The following is a 25,789-nucleotide window of genomic DNA, read 5'->3' as shown; positions in this document are numbered from 1 at the left end:
CAGCAAAAATGTTCCACGTGGAACAATCCCTCACCAAAATCAGAGCACGGCAAAATGTTCCACGTGGAACATTTTCAGCGGAAGAAAAAACTCTACGTGCAAAACGCAGAAATTTTCAAAAAGGGGTTTTCAAATCTGCAAAAATGTTGTATAATAAAAACTACGATATAATCGGAAAGGGAGATACTATGGGTAAGATAATTGCCGTTTCAAACCAGAAAGGCGGCGTGGGAAAATCCACGACGGTCTGCAACCTTGCCGCTGTTTTTGGCGCAAGGGGCGAAAAGGTCCTCATTATAGATTTTGACCCTCAGGGGAACACAACCACAAGCTATGGTATACAAAAGCGAAGCATACGCAATACCGTGTATGATGTGCTGATGGGGGATTGTTCTCTATTTGAAGCTGTGTGCGCAACCGCGTTCAGGGGGGTGTCGGTTGTGCCGACTACTCAGGAACTTGCGGGCGCGGCTGTTCAGCTGATGACCATGGACAACAGGGCATATCAGCTGAGGAAAAAGCTGGAAGAAGCAAAGAATTTCTATGACCGCATACTCATCGACTGTCCGCCGACGCTGGATATGCTGACGATAAATGCACTGGTGGCAGCGGACTCGGTGCTGATACCTTTGCAGTGCGAATTTCTCTCGCTGGAAGGTCTGGTTGAACTGCACAGCACCATCGACCGTGTGAAGCAGACCTGGAACAAGTCACTTATCATCGAGGGTATCCTGTTCACCATGTGCGTTGACAGGTACAAGATTACGGGGCAGATAGTCAACGAGGTCAAGAAGCATTTTCCCAAGGAAGTTTTCTCAACTTCGATACCAAGAAATGTTGCACTATCCGAGGCGCCAAGTTTTGGTCAGCCTGCCATATACTATGACAAGAAAGCCAAGGGTTCTAAGGCTTATGAGGAACTAGCAAAAGAGATCATGAAGCGCGAAAAGAAGCGTAAGGACAAATAGTTTTTGTGGCGGATGAAAATGTTCCACGTGGAACATTTTGGTGATGGCGCGAGAAATCGGTGGGGAAGTTTGGACTTCGTTACTTAGGAATGTTGTACTATTCGTGACATCAGGTTTTGGTCAGCCTGCCATATACTACGACAAGAAAGCCAAGGGTTCTAAGGCTTATGAGGAGCTGGCGAAAGAGATCTTGAAGCGTGAAAAGAAGCGCAGGGACAAATAGTTTCTGTGGTGGGCTAAAATGTTCCACGTGGAACATTTTGGTGATGGTATGAGAATTCGGCGGGGAAGTTATGGACTTCGATACTTAGGAATTTTATACTATTCGTGACACCAAGTTATGGTCAGCCTGCCATATACTATGACAAGAAAGCCAAAGGTTCAAAGGCTTATGAGGAGCTGGCGAAAGAGATCATGAAGCGCGAAAAGAAGCGTAAGGACAAATAGTTTTTGTGGCGGGCGGAAATGTTCCACGTGGAACATTTTGATGATGGCGTGAGAATTCGGCGGGGAAGTTTGGACTTCGTTACTTAGGATTTTTGTACTATTCGTGACATCAGGTTTTGGTCAGCCTGCCATATACTATGACAAGAAAGCCAAGGGTTAAAAGGCTTATGAGGAGCTGGCGAAAGAGATCATGAAGCGTGAAAAGAAGCGCAGGGACAAATAGTTTCTGTGTCGGGTGAAAATGTTCCACGTGGAACAATAGATCAAAACACAAAGGAGAACCGGTTATGGCACTGTTTAATAATGAAAAACACGCAGAGAATCTGCTGAACAATATGGATATGAAGACCAAGCTGCTGGATTATACTGTTGCGATGCTGGTAGATCAAAAAGAGATCGAGCATGAGGAACTGGCAGGGATAGAGGCGAAGTTCGGTTACTTTATGGACATCAAAGATCACGGGTTAGAAGCACTGTTCAAGATAATCAAGAAAGAAAAGGTATGGTATTTTGCACTTCAGCAGGACTCGCTGAAACTGCTGACCATAAACGAAGCACAGTTTCAGAAGGTAACAGAAGATATGATCAGATTTCACCTCAGTGATGAATAAGGCGTTAACGATGAGAAGAAGTGACAGGGAAGTTGTCGATAAAGACGAGATAGCTGATTTTATCGGGACACAGCAGATAATCAGGGTCGGGTTTGCAGACGGCGGTGAAGTTTACATCGTGCCTGTGAACTATGGGTTTGATATCAGTGATGGAAATTTCGTGTTCTATTTTCACGGCGCTAAGGCGGGTCGAAAGTATGAGCTTGCGAAGAAAAGTCCCGATGTTGGATTTGAGATAGACGGAGGTTATCAGCTGATGCCCTCCGAAACAGCCTGCGGATACTCGGCACATTTTAAAAGTGTGATCGGGTCGGGCAGGCTTGATCTGATAGAAGATAATAATGAAAAGATACACGCTCTTGGCAGGATAATGGCGCAGGTGTCGGGCAGAGCCGACTGGGAATTCAGCGGGCAGATGCTTAGTGAGACTGCCGTGTTCAGGCTGGAAGTCAGAAGCCTGACTTGCAAGGCGAAATAGAAAGGAAAAATCAATGGCAAAGAAAAACAGAATGGGTTCGGGACTGGATATGCTTTTTGCGGAGAACACTCAGCCCGAAGTAAGTGCTGCTCCCGAGCAGGGAAGCGGCGACAGCGTGACCATGGTGAAGATCACTCTGCTTGAACCTAACAAGGATCAGCCCCGTGGGATATTCGATGACGAGAAGCTGGCGGAGCTGGCGGACAGTATAAAAGAGAACGGCGTTATTCAGCCCATACTTGCAAGACCTCTCGAGAACGGCGGCTATCAGATAGTTGCGGGTGAGCGCAGGTGGCGTGCTTCAAGGATGGCGGGTCTGACGGAAGTGCCTGTATACATAAAGGAGCTGGACGACAAGCAGACCATGCAGGTGGCGCTTATCGAGAACATCCAGAGGGCGGATCTTTCGCCTATCGAGGAAGCCAAGGCTTACAAAAATCTGATGGACACCTACAAAATGACTCAGCAGGAGGTAGCCCAGGCGGTGGGCAAGTCCCGTTCGGCGGTGGCAAATTCGCTGAGGCTGCTTGACCTTACGGGGTCGGTGCGTGATATGGTTGACAAGGGTGAGATATCCTTTGGTCATGCGAAGGTGCTTTCGGGCTGGGATCATCTGACGCAGAGGGAACTTGCTGAACTGATCGTCGAAAAGGATCTGTCCGTAAGAGAGCTGGAAGACGAGATCAAGAATGAAGAGCTCCGCGATAAAAGGGAAGATGCCGCAGAAAGAAGAAGTATGCGCAAGAACTCTGTCAAAAAGGACAGACCTTTCCTGTACGAGTTCGTGATGTCGGTGAACGTGCTGTCACAGTATGAAGTCAAGGCAAAGGAAGACCGCGACGGCGGTGTTAAAGTCGAGCTGAAAATACCAAAAGAAGCCGACGCCGAACAGATTCTGTCAAAACTCGCCGACTTTCTCACCGAGGAATAATGGTCTATCATACGGACTGCGGATTTTACTGGGGAAAACCTTTCTGAAGAAAGGTTGTTCCCCAGACCCCTTTTTCAAAAGGGTCTTCCTCAATAGAGTTCGCAGTACGTAGGGCAGAACATTATTCACGGCGGGGTAGAAAATGGGGCGAAAGGGCTTGACAAAAGGTCGGCGAAGGAGTATAATTAATTGTTGTCGGCAGATAAGAAATTTTTGTAAATTAAGGATAGAAGGATAAGTTATGAATTTAAAGAAAGCAGCAAACGTAAAAAACATAATCTGTCTGGCGGTGGTAGCAGCGCTGGGTGTTGGTATAATTGTCGTAGAGAAAAAGGGCGGCAAGGATATCAAGTCGAAGAACGACGGCAAGACATCTGTAAGCAGCTCGGAGAATGGTGAAACTGTCATTGGCGAGGACGGCCGCAGGAAAGTAATACTTTCGGCTGAAATACCCGAGTTGAACTGTGAGGCGATAGACTTCGGCGGAAATGTAGTATTTGCAGACACTGAGGGTAACTACTCCTTTATGGAAAACGGCAGCAGTGTAAAGGGAATATCCGTTAAGGACGACAGCGGTGCTGAGGTAGTATTCTCTATCGAAGACGGTAAACTGGTGCTGACGAGAGACGATCAGCCTGCGGGCGGATTTGTTTATGAGAATCACATGATCGAGCTGAAAGACGGCAAGCTGTATATTGACAGCAGTCCTGTTGAATACAAGGCGACTTCGTTCTCATCATACAGGCTGAACGATGAATACGTTATAGAGTGTACAGATAAGGGTAAGTACAGGCTGAAGGACAAAGACGGCAAGATCACAGATGAGTGTGTGATGAAAGAGAGCACGGGTGCTAAGATCAAGATCGTGGCAAACGATGATGGATTTTACACTGAGGGTGTGGACGACGGTTTCTTTTACAATGTGTACAGGCTGGGTGACGATCTGCTGACGACATCGTGGAGCAATGTGCTTTACATCAACGGACAGGAGCTTGTGCCTTACGGTTACACTGATAATTATGTTAATCCTGATATCAAGGTAGATATCGACAAGGTGAATGTTGAGGTTAAGAGACCTCCGATAGATTACGGTGTTGCGGCTACGGCTAACGGTGATATCAGTGCGCTGACCGAAGAGATGCTCGGTTATGTCAACGAGATAAGAAAGCTGTATGATATGCCCATGGTATACGGACTTGACGAGCTGGACAAGGCTTCGGCTATAAGGGCTGAGGAGCTGGCGCAGAATTACGGTCACACAAGACCCGGCGAAGATGAGAAGTCTTACAACACGGTGCTGACCGATGAGGGACTTATCTGGTGGCGCAGCGGCGAGAACATTGCCAAGGGCGGCACTAATGCAAGGGAAGTATTTGACAGCTGGATAAGCTCGGAGGAGCACAGGGCTGTTATACTTGACCCTGACATGAAGTATCTTTCTTTGTCGAATAGTGAGGCTGACGGAGTGACATACTGGGAGCTTCTGATGTTCAACGATTGTTATGTACCTGTTGAGGGCGCGGAAGAATAATTTTGAATTTGAGCCATAGTACTTTTGATAGTGCTATGGCTTTTATGTTGACAGTTTGGCTGGGGAGTGATATAATTGTTACTAATATAAACTGGAATATAGAGGAGCGACAAGTATGTTAGCCTACTATTTTTATCCTTTTGAACCCAATCAAAATGTTCGTGAATATTCCAAAGAACAACTGATGGATACCAAAATTGTAGAAACACTTTTTGATTATTGTCAGATTCTGGAAGCATATATCACGAAACAGGGCTGGGCTTTTTTGATTGATCATTATGGATACGAAAAGCTATATGAAATTGATAAAGCCAGTGGTTGGATAGATGCTGATACGCTAGAAGAATATAAGGAATGGGTTCAGTATTATATAAGCATTTCGGAAGATGAATAGGACATATTCTGATATCTCTTAGCAGACAATGCCCCGAAGTTTTTGAAGTGCTTCGGGGCGTTTTTTATATGCGTTTTTTTCAACGTTCTGGTGGGGGTGATGTTGAAAAATGGCGGGGTGAAAATTTGGTCGGCGGGGTCGGGATATTCTTTATAAAAAAACAAAACGGGGGACTTATCTTAGTCCTCCGTTTTTATAGTCCGATTTTTCAACATTGGGGTGGTGTTAGTGTTGAGAAGTCACACCACGGAATTGTTTTTACGCCACTCGCTGGGAGAGAGAGTAGTGGATTGCTTGAACTGTCTGGAAAAATGCACGGCGTTCTTATATCCGCAGGTGAACGCGATATCTTCAACAGTTCTGTCGGTATAAGCAAGGTAATGCTTAGCCGATTCGATACGGCTGTTGATAACGTCGGCATTACAGGTAACGCCGAAAGCCTTTTTATACAGCAGGTGGAGATAAGGTTCGCTGACGCTTATCTGCTGTGCCATTTTTTCAACGCTCCATTCTTCCGAGGGCTGGGCGTATATCCTGCGGCGGAGATCAAGGAGTTCACGGTAATGTACTATACCAGAATCCTCCTGCTTGCCGTTTTCGGAAAAGATCTCGGACAGCAGTGCTTTTATAAGGAAGCCTGCGGTCTGGAGATTATTTCTTCTGTAATAGCAATCGGCGATAAGTGTAAAATAGCTTGCAACGTCGATAGCTTCGCCGATATAAATAGGTGTATCGAACTTTATATCCACACCCGATGATATATCCTCGCTGCATTCAAACTGTATCCAGTCGTTGATATACTCGTCATCGCAGGCTTTATAGTACTGGGGTGAATTTTTATCGTATATGATAAAGGTATTAGGCTCGACATTTATGGTCTCGCCGTTTATCACGAATACTGCCTTGGTCTTGACGAAAAGCATGAGGTGACCCTCATAGCCGCGGGGCTGATCCAATACAAAATTTCCGTCATGCTTACAGCTGCAGCCCATACGGTTGATATAAAACATTTGCTGCCTCCTTGATACAATGAAAATCGGAGCATTTTCATGCTCCGATAAAAAATCTTTTTTCGTTCCGGATCATCAGAATATATCATCAGTAACAGTGATAACAGCAGCGTTATTCTTGGAACTGCTATCCTTATCTTTGAATATCTGCTTTTTGAACAGTACGAAAACGTCCACGAGTATAACCGCGATTATCAGGATGAGAAGTATCAGGGGAACGAAGCTCTTCTTACCCTGCTTTACTCCGTTCTGGGGAACGTTATTTATGGGCGCATTATTTATAGGTGCATTATTCTGGGGGAACTGGTTCTGCTGATACTGATTATTTGGCTGGAACTGGTTCTGGGGCTGAGCAGGCTGCTGATAGTTAGTCTGCTGGAATTGATTCTGAGGCTGTACCGGCTGCTGATACTGGTTAGTCTGCTGGTACTGATTCTGGGGCTGCACGGGCTGCTGATACTGCTGTGCAGGCTGAGGGATCGGTGCGGGAGCAGGCGCAGGTGCCGGCTTAGCGGTCTGGACAGGCTTAGGCTTGGGTGCAGGTTCCTGACCCGGCATGAAAATGCTGTCCATAGTAGGCATATCAGCCTTATTGGGCTCCTCATTCTGGAGCATATCATCAGTTATAACAGGTATCTCAACTGCGTCCATAGTAGGATTTTTAAGAGCTTCCTGCTGTTTTGCAAGTTCCTCGGCAGCTGTTGTATCCTGAGGTGCGCTTACGGGAGTACCGCAGATATTGCAGACCTTTGTATTTTCAAGCAGAGTATTTCCGCATACGGGGCATACCTTCTGCTTTATAGTAACAGGCAGCTTACAGCCGCAGGTGTTACAGAAAGCCTGACCTTCCTCATAGGGAAAATTACATTCGGGACAATTTGGCATAATTGTTCTCCTTTCATTACTACCTATTTATATATAAACATATGTTTGTAACAATTCAGACATTTATATACAATAATATAATACCTCATTTTTATCTCTTTGTCAAGCATTATTTTACATTTTCTATAATAGTTTTACGGGGGAAATCTGTTAAGCTTACTCTTCGTATTCTATGCTGACTCCTTTTTTCTCAAGCGCTTTTGTCATTTCATAATTTAGCTGACCATTTGATACAGTCACTTCATCCAGACTTTTGAGGTCAAGCAAAGGCTCAAAGTTTGTAACAGATGTTCCTTTAAGATCTATTTCTTCAAGTCCGTCCATACCATCTAAAAAGTCCAAGCTATCAATTTTTTCACAACCACTTAAAGAAAGTGTTTTCAATCCGGTACAACTTGATAATGGCGTACAATCACTCAGCTCTTTTGAAAAAATAGTCAGACTTTTGATATTTTCCATTTCACTGATGGCGCTTATATCTTCTAAAGTATTTATATATATTCTAAGTAATTCAATGGTGTTTTTTTGACGCAGAGGTTCAATATCTTTTACGCCGCTTCCTACAATTTCGAGCCATTCCAAAGAATTCAGATCATTAAGAAAATCCAGATTCTCATAATCCTCACCTTTCAGTTCAAGACGCTGTAATTCAGTACAACTACCGATAGGTGAGAGATCCCTTATATTTCTTACATCCAAAATGAGATCATCTAGTCTCGGCATTTCTTTCAAAAAATCTATACTTGAAACATCACATATTACTATTTCTAATTTTTCAAGATCTTTAAATCTTGACAAAGTCTTTGCTTTTTCTTCATCCAAATAGCCGATACCAAGCCCTTTCTTTTTTACATAAACAATTCGATTATCAAAAATAACAAAATTTGATCTGATAAAAATAAATGATACACAAAGTATTATCAGAAATGAAAGCATAAATAATATGCGTTTTTTAGTTTTAGTCATTACTTATCTCCCTACTAAAAAGAAATATAATTTTTTAGAAAATGATTTTTGAGGGAAACCCTTTTAAAAGAGTTTCCCTCAATTATCCTCACGAATATTCTGTACTGGGTATTAATCCTCAGCTACTGTATCTTCTTCGAGGACTTCTGCTTTTTCTTCTTCCTGAGCTTTGAGGATATCTTCCTCGCTTGCCTTTTCGACCTCTGCTATCTCGGCTTCGTCGTCGTGTTCGGTTCTGGTGAATGTTACCACCTTATTTTCGCCTGCAACCTTCATCAGTCTTACGCCGCGGGAATATCTGCCCATTATGCTGATATCGCAGGCACGGAGTCTGATAACTATACCATCGGAAGAGATCATGATGATATCGTCTTCCTCATCGACTACCTTGATTCCGCATACTTCGCCGTTCTTATAGTTCAGCACGCCTGAGCCGCCTCTGTGACGGATAGGATAGTTTTCAAGTGCAACACGTCTGCCGAGACCTGTTTCGCTGACGGTGAGGACAGATGCGCCTTCACGGATACGAGCCATGGAAACAACGTAGTCACTGCCGCGGAGCTTGATAGCTCTTACGCCGTGGGCTGTTCTTGACATAACTCTTGCATCGGTCTCGCTGATACGTATAGCCATACCGTTATGAGTTGCTATCAGGAGTTCGTTATTACCGTCGGTGAGTCTTACGCCTGCTATCTCGTCGCCCTCGTCAAGACCGATAGCGATAAGACCGTTCTTGCGGACGTTCTTATAAGCGGAGAGGGGAGTTCTCTTGATCTTGCCTCTCTTTGTCACCATGACGATATACTTATCAGCATCGAAGTCTTCAACCTTTATCATGGCGGTGATGAGGTTATCATCGGAAAGTTCAAGGAGATTCTTGATATTCACGCCGCGGGAAGCCTTTGAGCCCTCGGGGAGTTCGTAGCACTTCATCTTATAGGCAAGACCCTTTGTGGTGATGAAGAGTATATTATCATGAGAGGAGCAGACGCTCATCTCGGTGATGCAGTCGTCTTCGCGCTGTTTCATACCTGTAACGCCCTTGCCGCCGCGGTTCTGTGCCTTATACACGCTGATGGGCATACGCTTGATATAACCAACATTGGTATAAGTTACAACGCTTTCCTCAACGGGGATAAGGTCTTCGATATCAACTTCGCCGCTGACATTCTCGATCTGGGTACGTCTTTCATCGCCGAATTTATCCTGGATAGCTTCGACTTCTTCGATGATGATATCGTATACTCTCTGCTCGTTTGCCAGGATATCTTCCAGATCTGCAACTGTTGCGGTTATTTCAGCCAGTTCGTCGATGATCTTCTGGCGCTCCATACCTGTGAGACGACCCAGGGTCATCTGTGCGATATGATCTGCCTGAATATCGGTAAGACCGAAACGTGTACACAGCTTCTGCTTAGCTTCGGGGATACTCTTGGAGTTCTTCATTATCTCGATGACTTCATCGATATTATCGAGAGCGATAACGAGACCCTGCAATATATGCTCGCGTTCCTTGGCTTTTTTCAGGTCGAACTCTGTTCTTCTGCGGATAACGCTTACCTGGAAGCTGATATACTCCTGGAGTATCTGCTTTAAGGTCAGCACCTTGGGCACGCCGTTTACCAGTGCCAGCAGGATAACGCCAACGCTGTCCTGAAGCTGGGTATAGCTGAAGAGTTTATTCAGCACTACCTGAGGATTTGCGTCCTTTTTCAGTTCGATGACGATACGCATACCGTCTCTGCCTGTTTCATCACGCAGGTCATGTATACCGTCAACGCGCTTATCCTTTACGAGGTCGGCGATGGACTGGACAAGTCTCGCCTTATTGACCATATAAGGTATCTCGGTAACTATGATGCAGTTACGTCCCTTGATCTCCTCGATGGAGGTCTTGGAGCGGAGGGTTATCTTGCCTCTGCCTGTGCCGTAAGCAGCACGTATACCGCTTCTGCCCATGATGATACCGCCGGTAGGGAAGTCGGGTCCCTTGATAGCCTGCATGAGTTCATCGAGGGTACAGTCGGGGTTCTGGATAACTATTTTCATGCCCTCGATAACTTCGTGGAGGTTATGAGGGGGTATATTAGTTGCCATACCAACTGCGATACCTACTGCGCCGTTACAGAGTATATTAGGGAATCTCGAGGGCAGCACAACAGGTTCCTGAAGTCTGTCATCGTAGTTGGGCTGGAAATCAACTGTATCCTTTTTGATATCTGTCAGCATATTTACTGACATCTTAGCCATTTTAGCCTCGGTATAACGGTAAGCAGCAGGCGGGTCGCCGTCCACTGAACCGAAGTTTCCGTGACCGTCTACCAGAGGATATCTCAGCGAGAAAGACTGTGCAAGTCTTACCAGCGCATCGTAAACGGAAGCATCACCGTGTGGGTGATATCTACCAAGCACTGAACCTACGGTATCGGCACACTTACGGTATGCCTGATCGGGGGTAAGTCCGTTCTCGTGCATTGTATATAATATTCTTCTGTGAACAGGCTTCAAGCCGTCTCTTACATCAGGAAGGGCTCTTGATACTATAACTGCCATGGAATACTGAAGGAAGGATTCCTTCATTATGCTTTCCACGTCCTGATCTATAAGATTATACTCGTCCACTTTACCAACTCCTCTTTTAGTTTCGGTCGCTCGCAAGCTCGCTGCCGGTTGCGGGGGACTTTCATTTTATTTACGAAATAGATGACTTTTTAGCGTCCGGCTTTTTTTATTGTTGAAAAGCCTATTATCACGCCTGACACACCTATGATCAGTGCAAAGATGATACCTACCAGACGTGAACCTCTTGTTTGTGTAGTATCTATCCTGTAATTTGTAAGTTTAAGACCATTTTCCTTTGCGTAGTCGCTGTATCTTTCCTTTAGGAAATGTTCCATATCGGTATTGTTACTGCCGATATCGCCTGTGACGGTTATGGTATCTTTTCCGTCTCTGCTAAAGGAATCAAGCTGTTTTTTCAGATCCTCATCTTTGACTTTTACGGTAAGGATCATTCCGCTTTCATCAAGCACGGCATAGCTGTAGGTCTTTTTTATCTCTGAGGTAAATCTCTCAGAGCCGTAGGCTTCAAGGGGCATTGAAATTTTATACGTAACGTAGCCGCTTTCGGGGATATCTTCGCCATTTGCTATTATCTCATTGAGATCCTTGATCTCGCCGCGGAAAATATAAGCCGAATCCTGCACCAAAAACCAGATAGCCAATACAAAGATCATCAGACCGCCTAACAGGTAGATCACACCGTTTCTTTTGGTCTTATATCTCATTTATTTCTCCTTTATCTCATAATCCTCACCCAGCACTTCTTTCAGCTTAGTGCGGAGAAGTTTCTGGTCGGCTTCGTCTATCACGCGCTTGGAAAGCACGTAGATAGTCTCTTTCCTGAGTATTATGATGAAAAGTCTCTCGTTTTCGATTATGTTCAGTGAGATATCCTCAAACCTGACGATACGGGGCTTTACGGGAGTGAAGTCCTCTGCCTGCATTTCCTCTTCGGTAAATACTGTTTCTATCTTGAAGCAGTCGTCATAGAGGGTGAAGCGGTATTGATCGTCCTCCAGAGAACTGAGGGCTTTCATCAGGTATTTTTTGATGCGGAATGTGTTGAACCATGTGGTGAATATCATCACAAGGCACACAAAGCACAGCACCCAGTTGATATAGCCCTGAGGGTTCTTTGCTATGGATACTGCAAACATCACAGCAACTATGGCAAAAAGGGCGGATATCACGAAATTGCGCTTATACACATACTTCTGCTGAAAGATGGTGAAAGCTTCTTCCTCTTCTTCGTTTTTAACGTTATAGTCAAATCCTGTGAGGGGTGCGCCTGTGGGGACGAATTCCTTTTCTTCCTCGGGCTTTTCTGCTTCCACGGCTTTATTGTCGGGATTATCCCTCTCATATAACTTTTCTTCTGTCTCCTCGGTATTACCGCCGTTTTTGGATATATCTATTTCCATTAGGTACGCTCCTGTCCGATAATATTATACGTCAAGGTTCTTGACATACTCCGCGTTCTTCTCGATGAATTCCTTACGGGGAGCAACTTTATCGCCCATAAGTATGGTGAATATCTCGTCAGCCTTAACTGCATCTTCGAGAGTTACCTTTATCATCGTTCTGCGCTCGGGATCCATAGTGGTCTCCCAGAGCTGTTCGGGGTCCATCTCACCAAGACCCTTATATCTCTGAACAGCGACTTTGAGTTTGCCGCCATCGGATAGCTCGTCTATATACTTATCTCTTTCTTCATCGGTGAAAGCATATCTTACTTTCTTGTTTCTTTCAACCTTGAAAAGGGGAGGCTGTGCGATGAATACGTGTTCCTCCTCGATGAGAGGTCTCATGAAACGGAAGAAGAAAGTCAGCAGAAGTGTACGGATATGGGAACCGTCCACATCGGCATCGGCCATGATGATGACTTTGCCGTATCTCAGCTTGCTGAGGTCGAAGTCTTCGCCGATGGATGTACCCAGTGCGGTAACTACGGGCATGAGCTTTTCATTGCCGTAGACCTTATCGATACGGGCTTTTTCGACGTTGAGCATTTTACCCCAGAGGGGGAGTATAGCCTGATAGCGTCTGTCACGACCCTCTTTTGCTGAACCGCCCGCAGAATCTCCCTCGACGATATATATCTCGGTCATGGACATATCTCTTTCGGAGCAGTCAGCCAGCTTGCCGGGCAGTGAAGCAGATTCGAGGACTGATTTTCTTCTGGTCAGTTCTCTTGCACGCTTTGCGGCTTCTCTTGCTTTCTGTGCCTGTATTGATTTATCGAAGATAGCCTTTGCAACTGCGGGATTTTCTTCCAGATAGTTGCGGAGCTTTTCTTTGAGCATCTTATCCACGAAGGGTCTTACCTCGGGATTACCCAGTCTGCCCTTTGTCTGACCCTCAAATTCGCAGTTTGTCAGCTTGACTGATACGATAGCTGTCAGACCTTCGCGGCAGTCTTCGCCCATAAGAGCGTCATCGTTATCCTTGATGAGATTATGCGCCTTGCCGTAATCATTGAGTATCTTGGTAAGTGCGGACTTGAAAGCCATCTCGTGGGAACCGCCGTCGGGGGTATGGATATTATTTGCGAATGAGAGTATTATCTCGTTATAGGTATCGTTATACTGCAGGGCAATCTCGGCGAACATATCGTCTTCCATGCCGTTTATGTAGATAACGTCTTCGCTGAGAGGTTCAACACCTCTGGTCTTATGGATATGTTCAACGAACTGACGGATACCGCCCTCATAGTGAAGAACTTCGCTGATTGGGTGCTCGGCATCTCTCAGGTCGGAGAAAACTATCTTGATGCCTGCGTTGAGGAAAGCCTGCTCACGCAGTCTTTTCAGCAGTATCTCATAATCGAATGTGGTAGTTTCCTGGAATATCTCGGGGTCGGGCTTGAACTTGACCTCGGTACCTGTTTTATCGGTCTCGCCGATTATTTTCAGAGGCTCGCTGTAATGACCTCTGTCGAAGCGCTGGAAATGCACGTTCTTTCCGTCATATACTGTGAGTTCCAGATATTCGGACAGCGCGTTAACAACCGATGCACCAACGCCGTGGAGACCGCCTGCCACTTTATATCCTCCGCCTCCGCCGAACTTACCGCCTGCGTGCAGTACGGTATAAACTACGGTGGCTGCGGAAATGCCCTCCTTGGGGTGGATACCTGTAGGTATACCACGTCCGTTATCGACTACCCTGATAACTTCGCCCGGCAGGATATCTACGATTATCTCGGTACAATATCCCGCAAGTGCTTCGTCTATGGCGTTATCGACTATCTCGTAAACGAGGTGATGCAGACCCTTGGGTCCTGTTGAACCGATATACATACCCGGTCTTACACGAACAGGTTCAAGGCCTTCCAGCACTTCTATCTGGTTTTCGTCATAGTTGTTGCTTTTGTCGATCTGTGAGATGGATTCTGTATCCACTACCTCAACTTCCTTGATATTCTCGTTATCCAATATTATACTACCTCCTGCCCGCCGGGCTTTTAGATATCAATATCGTTTGTTTTTCGCATCATTTGAGCGATGCTCTGTATCTTTTGAGGAGAGTCGCACAGTTCAGCTGGCTGATATAGACTTTTTCCTCAAGTTCATCGTCATCGAAGCAGACCACGAAGCTTTTTGGGAGTTCGTAGGTGCAGTAGATGACGCGTTTATTCTTTTCGGCATTTGCCAGATAATCCCTTGTATCGGCTGATGTTGAGCTGTTATCGAGATCGAATATGCCCACTATATCCTTGCTGTTTACGATATAGTCATTGCCTATGTGAAGATACATATTCTCACCCCGTGACAGCGTTTGCCGATATACATTATGATCTTTCAGCGCCAATAATTTTTATTTCTGTTTTCTGCAATAAATCTAAAAGGCGCTGTTATTATTTTGAATGTTTTTACAACGACGTATGTCGCCGTACCGAAATGCTTATTATACCACAGCTTGAAATTTTCCCATCGGGTGTTCACGTGGAGCTCACGCTGTCTTTTTACCCGAAATCTCTGTGCTTCGGCTTCCTGTCTTTGCTCATATTTCTTGCAGTAAGGGCAGCTTTTGTATTCGTTTGAGGAATACATATGTCCTTTACTGCACTGTACTATGTTTACTTCTCTGATATCGTCCATATCGTCTCTCTCTTTTCTTTGGTCAAAAACAAATCATTATGTTATTTCTGTTATATATGACTACCTGTAAAGATCAAAAAGATGAGGATCTCTATAAGGATTTCTGCCATGATAATGATTACGGCTTTCTATTTTGTCGATTATGATGGCTAACAAGTAACCCAGAAATCCGAAATGCTTCTCAAACCAAAGTTTGATATTTTCCCATCTGGTATTTATATGAAGTTCACGCTGATAGCTTTCTTTGAGAGAATTTCTCTCTTTGATGAACCTTGCTGACTTTTCCTCGAAATTTGTGCAGTAAGGGCATTTTTCATGCAGATCTGCGGGATATAAGTGACCTTTAGGGCACTGTACTACGTTTACTTCTTTGATCTCGTCCATATCGTCTCTCTCTTTTCTTTATTTTCAGTATTATGTTCTATGATCATCTTTATCTGCGCCTTCTCATGAGCTCGCTATAGGATGTTCCCCTGCGCCACTCTCCGTGCTGATTTTCATAACCGGACTCTATAAGCAGCCTTATAGGCGCTGTTATTATCTTTAGCGTTGTTACGATCACCGATATCAGTGTACCGAAATACTTATCGAACCAGAGTTCGGCATTTTCCTCTTTTGTATTTATATGAAGTTCGCGTTGATTCGCTTTTCTGCGGGCTTCCTGCCTTTTGATGTTATTCGCTTCTTCAATACAGAAGGGGCAGACCCTGTGCATATTTGCGGGATATAAGTGTCCTTTGGGGCACTTTACCACATTTACTTCTTTTATCTCATCCATATCTTTCATCTCTTTTCAAAAGATCACACATTTATTTCACGTGCCTCTCCCAATAAGATCCGTAATTATCCCAGTAATGTGAATCATACCGCGCTTTATTTTTTCCCGGAAACATATCTATTATCTTAAACATGATAACTATCGGTGCAAATAAAACAGACAGGATAGCTTTGAAAACTTCTGTATACTTACCAAACCTCAGCCTGGAGTTTTCAGATGGGGTATTTATGTGAAATTCTGGTTCTTCTGCTTTTTTGACAGCTTCTCTTTTTGCGATCTCTTCTGCTCCTTTTTTGCAGTAAGGACATGTCTTGTAAAGATTTGACGGATAGAGATGTCTGTTCTCACATTCTGTTATCCTGATATCTTCCATATCATTCATCTCTTTCTTTCATTGCGGGGTCATTTTTTCTTTATCTGACCCTTCTCTATGTTGAATATCTTACCGTGCTGTTTTTCATCAAAGGGGATATTCATATCACAGCAGGTTATGAATACCTGCATATCGTGTATTTTTGATATAACGAACTTCTGCCTTGAGGGGTCGAGTTCGCTGAGGACGTCGTCAAGGAGGATAACGGGATGATCGTCTATCTCCTCATGGAGGATATACGCTTGCGAAAGCTTCATGATAAGTGCGACAGAACGGTGCTGTCCCTGTGAAGCGTCCTCTCTCACCGGGGAACCGTTTATCCTGCATATCAGGTCGTCGCGGTGGACACCTTTTTGCGTGAAGCCTGCGCGGATATCATCGTCGATATTCTTTTTCAGCACATTCAGGTACTGCTCGGTGAGTTCGCCTGTATATACCGAGGCTGCGCCGAGGAGTTTTGTATCATAGACCGTTGAGTAGTAGTCTATATCCAGCTCTTCGCTGCCGCCTGATATCTCGGAATAGAGCTTTTTTGCTATGCTGCATAGCTTTCTGGTATAATTGAACCTCAGCAGGGAGATATAAGCGCCCATCTGGGCAAGCTGGATATCCCACATTTCAAGCTCTTCTCTTCTGCTTCTGCCGTAAGAGATATTCTTCAGCAGGGTATTTCTCTGATCGATGAGTTTTTCGTACTTCTCGGTAACTGCGCTGTAGGAATTCTTTATCTGCGACACCGAGAGGTCGGCGAACTGTCTTCTGTTATCGGGTGAACCCTTGGAAAGTTCCAGATCCTCGGGGGTGAAGATGACGCAGTTGAGTCCGCCGAAGAGTTTTGACGGTGCTTTCAGCTTAACGCCGTTGAGGGAAACGCTTTTTTCCTTGATATTCGGCTTTGCCATAGCGTATCTTATATCCTGTTCGCGGAAGCTGTTTTTGAATGAAAGGTTTATTTCCATTACCTGTTCATCATCGCCGATCATACGTCTGTCCTTGGTGCTGCGGAAGCTTCTCGCGCCGCTGCACAGCCATATGGCTTCGATGAGATTGGTCTTGCCCTGGGCATTCTTCCCGCAGAAGATATTTATTTTCTCATGGGGCTTGATCTCGATATTCTTGAGATTCTTGAAGCCGTTCACCGATAGATCCGTAATGAACATTATTTTATCACGAGTTCGGTCTTTATCTCGTCGATCTGTACCTTATCGCCGGGGCGTATCTTTTTGCCGCGCATGGTGCAGACTTCTCCGTTGACCTTTATGCGCTCTTCAAGGATTATCTCCTTGCCGATTCCGCCTGTTTCCACTATGCCTGCGAATTTCAGCAAGGAATCCAGCTTGATGAATTCGGAGGTTATATTTATTTCTTTCTGTTTATAAGTCATAATTATTGATCTTCCTCAGCATTATTTAACGCATTATTCTCTGGGCAGACGTACCGGCAGTACGAGATATGTATACCTTTCGCCCTCGCAGGGAACTATCTTCATAGCCAGCAGGCTTCCGCCCATTTTGAGCTTGACTTTTTCGTCATCGATAACTTTCAGGGGATCGAGGAGGTACTTGCACTTGAAGCCTATCTCGATAACGGGACCCGATATCTCGGCATTTATCTCATCAGATATCTTACCCAGAGCTGTTGTACAGTTTATCTTAACATGATCGTTCTCGAAGTAGCATCTTACAGGAGAGGGTGATCTGTCATTGATGAGCAGCATAGCTCTTTCAAGGGTAGAGATCAGCTCTTTTCTGTCAACCACAACATCGGTGTTGGAAGAATTTGGTATAGCAGACTTGTATGGGTGGAAATCGCCTTCGAGAAGTCTGGAATATACCACATATCCGCCGATATCGAAGATTATATGCTTTCTCGACGGGTGTATGTACACGGTATCGTCTTCGTTATCGCTGAGAAGTCCCTGTATCTCGGAGAGAGATTTTGAGGGAACAACGAATTTCATTGGTTCGCTGAACTTTACGGGTTCGTATCTTACAGCCATTCTGTAGCCGTCGATAGCTACCATGGTCAGGGTATTGTTTTCGATATCAAAGAGTTCGCCTTTGAGTATAGGCTTATCTTCGGTGAGAGCTACTGCAAACTTTGTCTGTGCTATCATATTCTTCAGCACCGGCTGAGATATGGGTATCTGGGTCTCGCTGTCCTTTTCGGGAAGCTCGGGATAGTCCTCGGCAGAGGCTGCGAACATATTGAACTTGGTAACACCGCCCGATATAGTTACCTGATAGCTTTCGGATATATCTATCAGAACTTCATCAGCTGACATTTTCTTTATCATCTCGGAGAAAAGTCTGGCATTGATTATGCATGAGCCTTTGTCTTCGCTTCTTACGGAGATGACTGTTCTTATACCCATTTCAAGGTTATAGCCTGTAAGTTCAAGCAGAGAATCCGCAAGTGAGAACTTTATACCCTCAAGTGACGGGAGAGTTGACCTTTCGGATACTGCTTTTGAGACGTTTACTATTGCATCATAAAGCGTCTGCTTGGAACAGATGAATTTCATATTATCAATCCTTTCATTAGGTGCTGATATTTCAGCAGGTGAAAATGTATGTTACCTGCTGTATATTTTCGGACGGTTTTCCGCCTTGTTGAATTTTCAAAGTCGTGTCTGTCAGAGTTGTGCTTTTTGCGTGATAAGAAAAACAAAAGTTAAGATATATTTTTAGTATTAGTAGTAGTGTGTGTTGAAAATGTTGGAAAGTGGGTGAAATCCCTTTGTTGTTCGGGTTTCGGTGGGGGGAGTTTTTGTTGGGTCTGTGTTGGGAAGATGTTGGCTAAATTTTTGGCTGTTGAATTGTTTAGAAATTGTTGGTTTAAAAGCTAAAACTCGGTTGAAAAAATGCAGGTATAAAAACTTTCAACTTTTTGGCTTTTAAAACAAATTTTAGCGCATGATGAAAATTTTGAAAATCTGTCGGATGCTGTCAGGTTTTCCCGAGATATCAAAGAATGTTTCAACACACTGATTGTTGAAAAACCTGTTGAAAATGTTGAGAACTAATACAAATTTTAATTTGTTTATCCAAAATAAGCAACTGACATTGTTGATTACTTCTCTTTGAGATTTTTGATTATATCGTCAACGGTATCCTTCATTTCCTTATTGGATTTCAGAAGATTTGATACGTCGCGGTAGTGTATGGTCATGGTTGAGTGGTTCTTGTTGAGGGCATCGCCTATCTGGGTATATGTCATGCCCTTGACCTCTTTCAATATATATATAGTTATCTTTCTGGCGATGGATATCTTTGAATGTCTGTGATTGGACTTGATATCATCGGCAGTAACATCGAATGCGTTTGCAACTTCGGATATTATCCTGTCTACGGTGATCTCCGAGGGCTGATTGGATATGATTATCTCCTTGATGACCCTCTGCGCCATGGATATGGAGGGAGATTCGTTGGTATACATCGTAAGAGCTTTGATCTTCTTCACTGTGCCTTCAAGCTGACGGATATTTGTTTTCAGCTTTTCAGCGATAAGTCTTACTACATTATCCGAGAGTTTGAGACCCAGAAGTTCAGCCTTGCGGTTGATGATAGCCATTCTGGTCTCAAAATCAGGTGCCTGTACGTCAGCCTGCACACCCAGACTTAGTCTGGTGGATATCCTGTCCTGAAGCTTTGTCATCTTGGAGGGGAGGATATCAGAGGTCAGAACTATCTGCTTGCGGGCATTGTAGAGTTCGTTGAATGTATGGAAAAATTCGTCCTGCATTCTCTCCTTGCCTGCGATTATCTGGATATCGTCTATCAGCAGGAGGTCGGCATTACGGTATTTTTCATGGAAATTTACAGTATCTTTGAATTCCAGGGCTTTTACCAGTTCATTGATGAATGCTTCGCCCGTGGTGTAGATTATCTTCAGCTCGGGATGGCTTTTGCTTACCTTGTACTCAATAGCTTTCATCAGATGAGTTTTGCCAAGTCCCGAATCGCCGTAGATTATAAGAGGGTTGAACACCTTATCGGGGTCGATCTCCTCAGCGTTTTTAACATCGTACTTTTCGGCAACGGCGTTACAGAATGCATAAGCAAGGCTGTTAGAGCTGCCTCTTATGAAATTATCGAAGGTATATACGTCTACTTCGTCGGAAAGCTCGGTATCTTCTATCCTGATCTCCTTCTTTTCCTCGGGTTCGTCTTCGCCCGAAACCATTATATCGACCTTGATAGGGAATCCCATTACTTCTTCAAAAGCTTTGTTGAGAACGTCACCGTATGCGGTCATGGTCTGCTGCTTTACAAAATCGCTTTTCGCAAGCAGGTACGCCACATTGTTTTCCATCTTATAGGGCTTGAGCACCTGAATCCACATACGATATCCCGATTCGCTGATACGTTTATCATTGGGCACGTCGCTTCCTGTCAGACGATAGCAATATTTTAATACCTCTTCAAATACATCATTGAATGAGTTGATCAACTCTTACGACCTCCTTAAATCTTACCCGTATGCACCCGATATTTAAGTTTGATGAGGCACATTTATCAGACCCCCCACATCAGAGTAAGCGCAGGAGATCTTACAGAATAAATATTTACAGATTTTACCAAAATTAAAAAAGGGCACAAATATATAATTTATTATATCACATTCCAAATTAAATTTCAAGACCCCCTATATATATAATAGTATTGGGATATAATTCGCACATTAGGGGATTTTTCGTGTATCTGCGGGGAATTATGCAAATGAAAATATAAATTTAATAAAAATTTTACTTAATGGGGTTAGTGGAGAGCGATCTTGCGGAAACTGCCAAAGAAGAGAGCTTTGGCTCAAGCCTTTCGCGAAAGGCTTGCGGGAGCCACAGTCAGCAAAGCTGACTGTTAGAGGCAGAGCCTCTCGGTCAAGGCACAAAAGCGACGCGGCAACAAAACAATAAATAGCAGAACAAACTACCGTCTAAAATAGGCGCGGCATTATTAAAACCAAGAGCGTGAGCAAAACTTTGCCACACGCACGAACTATCTGCGGAGAATATTGCCGCGCCCGAAATCAACGGCGTTAGCTCGTTGATTTCTCGACCCGTTAGGGGCGACAATGTCTCCGCACAAACTATCCGTATTCCGATGATGCAACAGACATATCGACCATATCCCAAATATAACCAAAATATCCGACCCAATGCGACCGCATACGACTGCATACCAAATAACGAAGTACGAAACAAGGCAAATCCCTATCTTACACAGAATCAAAGCCCAAGAAGAACTTTTCAGCGATGAGATCACACAGGTCGGGAGAAAAAATAATAAATATATAAATAATAATTAAATAAATTATGAACTGACTTGACAAACTATATGTAAGTAAGGTATAATGTTAAATTACAAGGGCTATGTCTACAAGACAGGCTATGGATAATTTTTTCCGACAATTTTTGCGGGTGTGTCCTGTAAAGGGTACAGTTGTAAAAAGCTCGGGACGTGCAAAAAGGAGAGTGAAAGAGACATGAAGAGAACATATCAGCCTAAGAAGCTCCAGAGGAAAAAGGTCCACGGCTTCAGAAAGAGAATGGCTACTGCTAACGGCAGAAAGGTGCTGGCTCGCAGAAGAGCAAGAGGCAGAGCAAGACTGACTCACTGATAAAGAGCAATGACCGTATACCAGCAAACAGTGTCATACAGACGCTTTGCAGGTTATGCACAGAAAGGTCGCAGTATTTCTTGCTGACCGTGATCCGCAGGTATTTCTGCGGGTCTTATTCGTGCATTTTCTGCGCGGCGTTTTGATCGTATGCGTTTGTTTGGTATAAGGTCTTTATCTTTTTATGAGTAAATTAATTTTGTTAATAAATTAACATTTATAGTAAACGGCAGTAAGATCAGCCGTTTGATATAATATACATTCGGAGAGGGAAGATATGCTGTTCACACAGGTGATAAAGGATAACAAGTCATTCCAGAGGTGTTACCGCAGCGGGCGGTATGCTGTATGCGGATATGTGTGTGCGTATTTCTATCCCAATGGTACGCCGTTCAACAGGCTGGGCATAACCGCGGGCAAAAAACTTGGCAACGCGGTCTGCAGGAATAGGGTGAAGAGGATAGTAAGAGCTGCTTACAGGCTCTGCGAGACCGATTTTCCCATAGGCTACGACATAGTATTTGTCGGCAGGAACGACGCTGCTGAGAGGACCTCTGCGGAGATAGAAAGTTTTATCAGGAAAAAGCTTTTCTGTGAGATGGAAAAAGCCGCGCAGAACGGGGTTTTTGAAAAATCCGGAAATAAGAAAAAAAGGTAAGGGAAATATCATGTCGCCCTTTGCATGGCTGGCAAGACTGCCTATCAAGGCATACAGGAAATTTATCAGTCCGCTGCTGCCTGCGCAGTGTAAATATTATCCGACTTGTTCTTCCTATGCGCTGACGGCTTATGAGAAACACGGGTTTTTCATGGGTACAGTGCTTACGGTATGGAGGCTGCTGCGGTGCAATCCGTGGTCGCTGGGAGGGATAGATGAAGTCCCCGACAAGGTAAGGATAGATTATTTCAGGATAAAAAAAGGCATGGACAAGTAAGGAACTGTTTTGAAGTAAGTTGTATATTCATCGGCAGGATAATTGCGATGCTTTTGTATTGCAGATAGATGTGCAAGTTATTTTGCAGCAGATAGTAAGGAAATTGCGGGCTGATGTTGTCCGCGGTAAAATGAATCAGGAAAAGAGGAGTTAAATTGTTTGACCTTATTGCTGTCCCTCTGGGATGGATAATGAAGGGCTGTTACCATATTTTCAATAACTACGGTATAGCCCTGCTGGTATTCACGCTGATAACAAAGGTGATAGTATTCCCTTTGAGTGTTAAGCAGGAAAAGAGTACGGCGAGCATCGCTATGCTGAAGCCGAAGATGGACGAGCTGGAAAAGAAGTACGGCAAGAACAAGCAGAAGCTTCAGGAAGAACAGATGGCGCTATACTCCGAGACAGGTGTAAACCCCATGGCAAGCTGTCTGCCGATGCTGGTAATGATGCTGATACTGTTCGCGATGATACCTGTTATCTATGGTCCGCTGACATATGTTTCCAATCTGGAAAAAGACGATGTCAAGGCATCTAACCAGATGATAAAGCAGATACACATAGTAAGTGCCGAGGTCAAGGATCACGATACTACTCTTGAAGAGCTTATCGCAGGATACGAGGCTGAGGGCAAGGATCCTTATGATGAGCTGGAGAAGCTTTTCAAGGATGATGAAGAATATCCCAAGTCTGCAAAGAGCTTCAAGAAAGAAAGCGGCATCGATAATGTTATCGATGCAATAAAGCTCCACAATGATATCGATCAGTTCGTGCTGAACGATAAGTTTTTCTCACAGAACCTTATCGAGGGCAGACCAGAGCTTATGACATTCGTATTTGCACAGGACAATGACGGCAAATATTCGGATGTACTGAGTGTTGTATCGAATGATGTTGAGGATTTTTCTAAAGATTTCAACTATGAGTTCATGGGCATCTATCTGGGTACTACTCCCAGCTGGAAGGACAACAAGGTAAGCTGTCTTGTTCCTCTGATCAGCTTTTTGCTGAACCTGCTGACTACATTCATTAATCAGTACTATACAAAGAAGAACAATCCTGCGGCTGCTAAGATGACAGGTTCATCTATGGCGATGCTGTACTTCATGCCTTTCTTCTCACTGTGGATCACATTCAAGTATCCTATCGGACTTGGTATTTACTGGTGTTTCTCTTCACTGTTTTCAATTATCCAGATCATTATTCTCAAGAAGATATATACTCCCGAACACGTGGCAGAGCTTGTTGAGAAGGATATGGCTAAGAAGAAGACCAGCGGCAAGCAGAACCTTATGCAGAAGATGGCTGAGGCTCAGCTGGTAGCAGCCGGCAAGGATCCTGCGGAGATCAGAAAGCAGGCAGGCGGCGACGATTACGTTGAGCCTAAGAAGAAGAGCAAGAACGAGATAAAGCAGGAACAGCGCAAGAAGATCAACGAAGCAAGACAGAGAGCTGCCGAGGAGATGGATGAGGACGAAAAGAAACTCACCGACGAGCAGAGGGAGAAGCTTCGCAAAGCGCGTGAAAAGATGGCGAAAAAATACGGAAACTGAATTTCACAGGATATCCTGATGAGATATATTTTATAACGAGAGGAGAGCTTGACTTATGAAGCAGGAATTTTCTGCCCCCACAGTTGAGGAGGCAAAGGCCCTGGCTGCACAGGAATTCGGTGTGAGCGAGGACAAGATCAACTTTACTGTTATTGAAGAGCCTAAGAAGTCCCTTTTTGGTAAAGTGAAGGGCGATGCGAGAGTTGAAGCGGAGTACACCGAGACAAAGACAGATATTACTGTTAAGTACATCAGAAAAGTACTGACAGGCATGGGCGTCGAGAATATCACCATTGATGTAACTGAGATCGAGAACGGTATCTCACTGGAGATAAACGGCGACGGATTTGACGAGATGATAGGTGCAAAGGGCGAGCTGCTGGATTCGCTGCAGTATCTGGCTTCGCTGGTATGCAACAAGGTCGACAGGGAATATTTCAGAATAACTACTGATTCCAAAGGTTTCCGTGAGAGAAGAAAGAAGCAGCTTGAAGAGCTGGCTGCAAAGATCGCAAACAATGTCAAGAGGAGCGGCAGATCTTCTGCGCTGGAGCCTATGAACCCTTACGAGAGACGCATCATCCATGCGGCTGTATCTGAGATAGAGGGTGTTACCTCGCAGTCCAAGGGTGAGGATCCTTACAGAAAGGTCATCATCAGCTCCACCAATCCCAGACGCGGCGGAAGAGATTTCAAGCGCGGCGGCAAGGGTGGCAACAGAAGAAACGGCGGTGGAAGAAAGGGCGGCAGACGTCCTCAGAGCACAGGCTTTGATTTCACCACAAGTTTTGAGAAAGAGTACAAGAAGCCCAAGCCTGAGGATTCAATGCTCGGTTCGGGTCTGTATTCAAAGATCGATATCTGATAACAGCATTATAAAAAGAGCGGAAATTTTGGTTTCCGCTCTTTTTTTGGTGTTATTGTTTTGGTAAGTTATGGCTTGCGTTTGGTTGCAGTGGGATTATGTTTTGAACAAATGTTCCACGTGGAACATTTTTGTCAGTCACCAGGATAGTATGTGCGGGGGGTTGTCGCCCCTGACGGGTCGAGAAATCAACTAACAGCGACTGCGTCGGCTGTGCTTATCGCCGTTGATTTCGGGCGCGGCAATATATATACGGACATAGTTTGAGCGTGAACATTAGTATTGTTCACGCTCGGAATTTTGTAGCGGTGACTGCGTCGACCGCGTGCCGCGCCTTTTTGTCAGGACGGGAAGTTTGCTTTGCTCTTATAGTATTCTTTGCATTTTGGCTTTGCGCCTTGAAGCGAGGGCTCTGCCCTTAACAGTCAGTTTTGCTGACTGTGGCTCCCCGCAAGCCTTTCGCGAAAAGCTTGAGCCAATGTTCACTAGCGATAAAGCACTAATACCGCCTTATGCGGCTTTTTGGCGCCTGTCGAAATCTCTGCCGTCAAGGACTATCCTTGATTTAACAACATTGAACCTGAAAATGATCTCGATCTCCTGCTGTCTGTGACCGCTGGATTTATCGGGTTCATGGACTATTATCCGTTCGATCATTTCACGCAGGTTCTTTGGTGTCAGCTCGTCGATGTGCTTTATCTTCTTGACTAGCTCTATAAAATCGTGAATATCCGAGCATTTCTGCTCTTTGTCCTCGATGAACTTGGTAAGCTCTGCGACTTT

30 protein-coding genes are annotated in these 25,789 nt (G+C 44.5%); 13 read left to right on the top strand and 17 right to left on the bottom strand.

The features are described 5' to 3' along the window. Window positions 1–188: 188 nt before the first annotated feature. From BMY75_RS02120 to BMY75_RS02090, 8 genes are all read left to right on the top strand, one after another. Window positions 189–968, top strand: a complete 780-nt coding sequence (locus BMY75_RS02120) for a ParA family protein (RefSeq protein ID WP_074830161.1) — start codon at window positions 189–191, stop codon at window positions 966–968. Window positions 969–1,011: 43 nt separating this feature from the next. Then, window positions 1,012–1,191: a ParA family protein gene (locus tag BMY75_RS02115; RefSeq protein ID WP_074829072.1), complete on the top strand. Its 180-nt coding sequence runs from the start codon at window positions 1,012–1,014 to the stop codon at window positions 1,189–1,191. 104 nt (window positions 1,192–1,295) lie between these two features. Beyond that, on the top strand, window positions 1,296–1,415 hold the full coding sequence (locus BMY75_RS18770) for a ParA family protein (RefSeq protein WP_431602512.1): 120 nt from the start codon (window positions 1,296–1,298) through the stop codon (window positions 1,413–1,415). A 287-nt stretch (window positions 1,416–1,702) separates the two neighbouring features. Then, window positions 1,703–2,026, top strand: a complete 324-nt coding sequence (locus tag BMY75_RS02110) for a hypothetical protein (RefSeq protein ID WP_074829069.1) — start codon at window positions 1,703–1,705, stop codon at window positions 2,024–2,026. Continuing rightward, the gene (locus BMY75_RS02105) at window positions 2,019–2,504 is read left to right on the top strand and encodes a pyridoxamine 5'-phosphate oxidase family protein (protein WP_242940146.1); all 486 of its coding nucleotides are present in this window, start codon (window positions 2,019–2,021) and stop codon (window positions 2,502–2,504) included. The genes BMY75_RS02110 and BMY75_RS02105 overlap by 8 nt, the downstream gene beginning before the upstream one ends. A gap of 13 nt (window positions 2,505–2,517) precedes the next feature. Continuing rightward, window positions 2,518–3,435 (top strand): ParB/RepB/Spo0J family partition protein, encoded by a 918-nt coding sequence (locus tag BMY75_RS02100; protein ID WP_074829062.1) that lies wholly within the window; start codon window positions 2,518–2,520, stop codon window positions 3,433–3,435. A 241-nt stretch (window positions 3,436–3,676) separates the two neighbouring features. Beyond that, window positions 3,677–4,966, top strand: a complete 1,290-nt coding sequence (locus BMY75_RS02095; RefSeq protein WP_074829059.1) for a CAP domain-containing protein — start codon at window positions 3,677–3,679, stop codon at window positions 4,964–4,966. A 115-nt stretch (window positions 4,967–5,081) separates the two neighbouring features. Then, window positions 5,082–5,360: a hypothetical protein gene (locus BMY75_RS02090; protein ID WP_081350426.1), complete on the top strand. Its 279-nt coding sequence runs from the start codon at window positions 5,082–5,084 to the stop codon at window positions 5,358–5,360. 239 nt (window positions 5,361–5,599) lie between these two features. Here BMY75_RS02090 and BMY75_RS02085 read toward each other — a convergent pair whose 3' ends face one another. The 16 genes from BMY75_RS02085 to dnaA all read right to left on the bottom strand — a co-directional run bounded on the left by BMY75_RS02085 (window position 5,600) and on the right by dnaA (window position 20,486). Then, the gene (locus BMY75_RS02085) at window positions 5,600–6,370 is read right to left on the bottom strand and encodes an AraC family transcriptional regulator (protein ID WP_074829056.1); all 771 of its coding nucleotides are present in this window, start codon (window positions 6,368–6,370) and stop codon (window positions 5,600–5,602) included. A 75-nt stretch (window positions 6,371–6,445) separates the two neighbouring features. Beyond that, window positions 6,446–7,255 (bottom strand): zinc ribbon domain-containing protein, encoded by an 810-nt coding sequence (locus tag BMY75_RS02080; RefSeq protein WP_074829052.1) that lies wholly within the window; start codon window positions 7,253–7,255, stop codon window positions 6,446–6,448. 156 nt (window positions 7,256–7,411) lie between these two features. Beyond that, window positions 7,412–8,221 carry a leucine-rich repeat domain-containing protein gene (locus BMY75_RS02075; protein WP_074829049.1) on the bottom strand — a complete coding sequence of 270 codons (810 nt, stop codon included), beginning with the start codon at window positions 8,219–8,221 and terminating at the stop codon, window positions 7,412–7,414. Window positions 8,222–8,332: 111 nt separating this feature from the next. Next, window positions 8,333–10,843: a DNA gyrase subunit A gene (gene gyrA / locus BMY75_RS02070; RefSeq protein WP_074829046.1), complete on the bottom strand. Its 2,511-nt coding sequence runs from the start codon at window positions 10,841–10,843 to the stop codon at window positions 8,333–8,335. Window positions 10,844–10,932: 89 nt separating this feature from the next. Next, on the bottom strand, window positions 10,933–11,508 hold the full coding sequence (locus tag BMY75_RS02065; RefSeq protein WP_074829042.1) for a hypothetical protein: 576 nt from the start codon (window positions 11,506–11,508) through the stop codon (window positions 10,933–10,935). Then, the gene (locus tag BMY75_RS02060) at window positions 11,509–12,204 is read right to left on the bottom strand and encodes a YcxB family protein (RefSeq protein ID WP_074829039.1); all 696 of its coding nucleotides are present in this window, start codon (window positions 12,202–12,204) and stop codon (window positions 11,509–11,511) included. Between the two features lie 24 nt (window positions 12,205–12,228). Further along, complete coding sequence (gene gyrB, locus BMY75_RS02055; protein WP_074830155.1) at window positions 12,229–14,184, bottom strand: DNA topoisomerase (ATP-hydrolyzing) subunit B; 1,956 nt, start codon at window positions 14,182–14,184, stop codon at window positions 12,229–12,231. A 91-nt stretch (window positions 14,185–14,275) separates the two neighbouring features. Next, window positions 14,276–14,539, bottom strand: coding sequence for an extracellular matrix regulator RemB (gene remB, locus BMY75_RS02050; protein WP_074829034.1), 264 nt, complete (start codon window positions 14,537–14,539; stop codon window positions 14,276–14,278). Window positions 14,540–14,583: 44 nt separating this feature from the next. Further along, the gene (locus BMY75_RS02045) at window positions 14,584–14,883 is read right to left on the bottom strand and encodes a hypothetical protein (protein ID WP_074829030.1); all 300 of its coding nucleotides are present in this window, start codon (window positions 14,881–14,883) and stop codon (window positions 14,584–14,586) included. A gap of 60 nt (window positions 14,884–14,943) precedes the next feature. Next, window positions 14,944–15,267 carry a hypothetical protein gene (locus BMY75_RS02040; protein ID WP_074829027.1) on the bottom strand — a complete coding sequence of 108 codons (324 nt, stop codon included), beginning with the start codon at window positions 15,265–15,267 and terminating at the stop codon, window positions 14,944–14,946. Window positions 15,268–15,316: 49 nt separating this feature from the next. Next, a complete protein-coding gene (locus BMY75_RS02035; RefSeq protein WP_074829024.1) occupies window positions 15,317–15,661 on the bottom strand; it encodes a hypothetical protein in 345 nt (114 codons plus the stop codon). A gap of 31 nt (window positions 15,662–15,692) precedes the next feature. Next, entirely contained in the window at window positions 15,693–16,034 is a 342-nt protein-coding gene (locus BMY75_RS02030) for a hypothetical protein (protein WP_074829021.1), read from the bottom strand. Window positions 16,035–16,063: 29 nt separating this feature from the next. Further along, window positions 16,064–17,194, bottom strand: a complete 1,131-nt coding sequence (recF, locus tag BMY75_RS02025; RefSeq protein ID WP_074829017.1) for a DNA replication/repair protein RecF — start codon at window positions 17,192–17,194, stop codon at window positions 16,064–16,066. After that, window positions 17,194–17,418, bottom strand: a complete 225-nt coding sequence (locus BMY75_RS02020) for an RNA-binding S4 domain-containing protein (protein WP_074829012.1) — start codon at window positions 17,416–17,418, stop codon at window positions 17,194–17,196. Before BMY75_RS02020 ends, recF begins: the two co-directional genes overlap by 1 nt. Before the next feature lie 33 nt (window positions 17,419–17,451). Beyond that, the gene (gene dnaN / locus BMY75_RS02015; protein ID WP_074829007.1) at window positions 17,452–18,558 is read right to left on the bottom strand and encodes a DNA polymerase III subunit beta; all 1,107 of its coding nucleotides are present in this window, start codon (window positions 18,556–18,558) and stop codon (window positions 17,452–17,454) included. Between the two features lie 548 nt (window positions 18,559–19,106). Beyond that, window positions 19,107–20,486, bottom strand: coding sequence for a chromosomal replication initiator protein DnaA (gene dnaA / locus BMY75_RS02010; RefSeq protein ID WP_081350424.1), 1,380 nt, complete (start codon window positions 20,484–20,486; stop codon window positions 19,107–19,109). Between the two features lie 1,032 nt (window positions 20,487–21,518). Between dnaA and rpmH the strand changes: the two genes are divergently transcribed. From rpmH to jag, 5 genes are all read left to right on the top strand, one after another. Then, window positions 21,519–21,653 carry a 50S ribosomal protein L34 gene (gene rpmH / locus BMY75_RS02005; RefSeq protein ID WP_024858169.1) on the top strand — a complete coding sequence of 45 codons (135 nt, stop codon included), beginning with the start codon at window positions 21,519–21,521 and terminating at the stop codon, window positions 21,651–21,653. Window positions 21,654–21,930: 277 nt separating this feature from the next. Then, window positions 21,931–22,311, top strand: a complete 381-nt coding sequence (rnpA, locus tag BMY75_RS02000) for a ribonuclease P protein component (RefSeq protein ID WP_074829003.1) — start codon at window positions 21,931–21,933, stop codon at window positions 22,309–22,311. Further along, window positions 22,280–22,588, top strand: coding sequence for a membrane protein insertion efficiency factor YidD (yidD, locus tag BMY75_RS01995; protein ID WP_431602511.1), 309 nt, complete (start codon window positions 22,280–22,282; stop codon window positions 22,586–22,588). Before rnpA ends, yidD begins: the two co-directional genes overlap by 32 nt. Window positions 22,589–22,743: 155 nt before the next feature. Next, entirely contained in the window at window positions 22,744–24,141 is a 1,398-nt protein-coding gene (yidC, locus tag BMY75_RS01990) for a YidC/Oxa1 family membrane protein insertase (RefSeq protein ID WP_074828996.1), read from the top strand. 55 nt (window positions 24,142–24,196) lie between these two features. Beyond that, window positions 24,197–25,006 (top strand): RNA-binding cell elongation regulator Jag/EloR, encoded by an 810-nt coding sequence (gene jag, locus BMY75_RS01985; protein WP_074828992.1) that lies wholly within the window; start codon window positions 24,197–24,199, stop codon window positions 25,004–25,006. A 510-nt stretch (window positions 25,007–25,516) separates the two neighbouring features. Here the strand turns inward: jag and BMY75_RS01980 are convergent. Further along, window positions 25,517–25,789 (bottom strand): DUF4368 domain-containing protein (locus BMY75_RS01980; protein WP_139199676.1); only part of this gene is annotated, 273 nt, incomplete at its 5' end.

Source organism: Hominimerdicola alba, from assembly GCF_900109655.1.
GTDB classification, from domain to species: domain Bacteria; phylum Bacillota; class Clostridia; order Oscillospirales; family Ruminococcaceae; genus Hominimerdicola; species Hominimerdicola alba_B.
This window is presented reverse-complemented; position numbering and strand designations above follow the sequence as displayed.

Coding starts and splice junctions, on each gene's coding strand:
- BMY75_RS02045 (WP_074829030.1), bottom strand. CDS start 14,883: ATGGACGATATCAGAGAAGTAAACATAGTACAGTGCAGTAAAGGACAT.
- remB (WP_074829034.1), bottom strand. CDS start 14,539: ATGTATCTTCACATAGGCAATGACTATATCGTAAACAGCAAGGATATA.
- BMY75_RS02020 (WP_074829012.1), bottom strand. CDS start 17,418: ATGACTTATAAACAGAAAGAAATAAATATAACCTCCGAATTCATCAAG.
- rpmH (WP_024858169.1), top strand. CDS start 21,519: ATGAAGAGAACATATCAGCCTAAGAAGCTCCAGAGGAAAAAGGTCCAC.
- BMY75_RS02035 (WP_074829024.1), bottom strand. CDS start 15,661: ATGGATGAGATAAAAGAAGTAAATGTGGTAAAGTGCCCCAAAGGACAC.
- BMY75_RS02040 (WP_074829027.1), bottom strand. CDS start 15,267: ATGGACGAGATCAAAGAAGTAAACGTAGTACAGTGCCCTAAAGGTCAC.
- BMY75_RS02075 (WP_074829049.1), bottom strand. CDS start 8,221: ATGACTAAAACTAAAAAACGCATATTATTTATGCTTTCATTTCTGATA.
- BMY75_RS02030 (WP_074829021.1), bottom strand. CDS start 16,034: ATGGAAGATATCAGGATAACAGAATGTGAGAACAGACATCTCTATCCG.
- BMY75_RS02080 (WP_074829052.1), bottom strand. CDS start 7,255: ATGCCAAATTGTCCCGAATGTAATTTTCCCTATGAGGAAGGTCAGGCT.
- BMY75_RS02090 (WP_081350426.1), top strand. CDS start 5,082: ATGTTAGCCTACTATTTTTATCCTTTTGAACCCAATCAAAATGTTCGT.
- BMY75_RS02105 (WP_242940146.1), top strand. CDS start 2,019: ATGAATAAGGCGTTAACGATGAGAAGAAGTGACAGGGAAGTTGTCGAT.
- BMY75_RS02085 (WP_074829056.1), bottom strand. CDS start 6,370: ATGTTTTATATCAACCGTATGGGCTGCAGCTGTAAGCATGACGGAAAT.
- jag (WP_074828992.1), top strand. CDS start 24,197: ATGAAGCAGGAATTTTCTGCCCCCACAGTTGAGGAGGCAAAGGCCCTG.
- BMY75_RS02095 (WP_074829059.1), top strand. CDS start 3,677: ATGAATTTAAAGAAAGCAGCAAACGTAAAAAACATAATCTGTCTGGCG.
- BMY75_RS02100 (WP_074829062.1), top strand. CDS start 2,518: ATGGCAAAGAAAAACAGAATGGGTTCGGGACTGGATATGCTTTTTGCG.
- BMY75_RS02115 (WP_074829072.1), top strand. CDS start 1,012: ATGGCGCGAGAAATCGGTGGGGAAGTTTGGACTTCGTTACTTAGGAAT.
- dnaN (WP_074829007.1), bottom strand. CDS start 18,558: ATGAAATTCATCTGTTCCAAGCAGACGCTTTATGATGCAATAGTAAAC.
- BMY75_RS02110 (WP_074829069.1), top strand. CDS start 1,703: ATGGCACTGTTTAATAATGAAAAACACGCAGAGAATCTGCTGAACAAT.
- recF (WP_074829017.1), bottom strand. CDS start 17,194: ATGTTCATTACGGATCTATCGGTGAACGGCTTCAAGAATCTCAAGAAT.
- BMY75_RS02120 (WP_074830161.1), top strand. CDS start 189: ATGGGTAAGATAATTGCCGTTTCAAACCAGAAAGGCGGCGTGGGAAAA.
- BMY75_RS02065 (WP_074829042.1), bottom strand. CDS start 11,508: ATGAGATATAAGACCAAAAGAAACGGTGTGATCTACCTGTTAGGCGGT.
- rnpA (WP_074829003.1), top strand. CDS start 21,931: ATGCTGTTCACACAGGTGATAAAGGATAACAAGTCATTCCAGAGGTGT.
- BMY75_RS02060 (WP_074829039.1), bottom strand. CDS start 12,204: ATGGAAATAGATATATCCAAAAACGGCGGTAATACCGAGGAGACAGAA.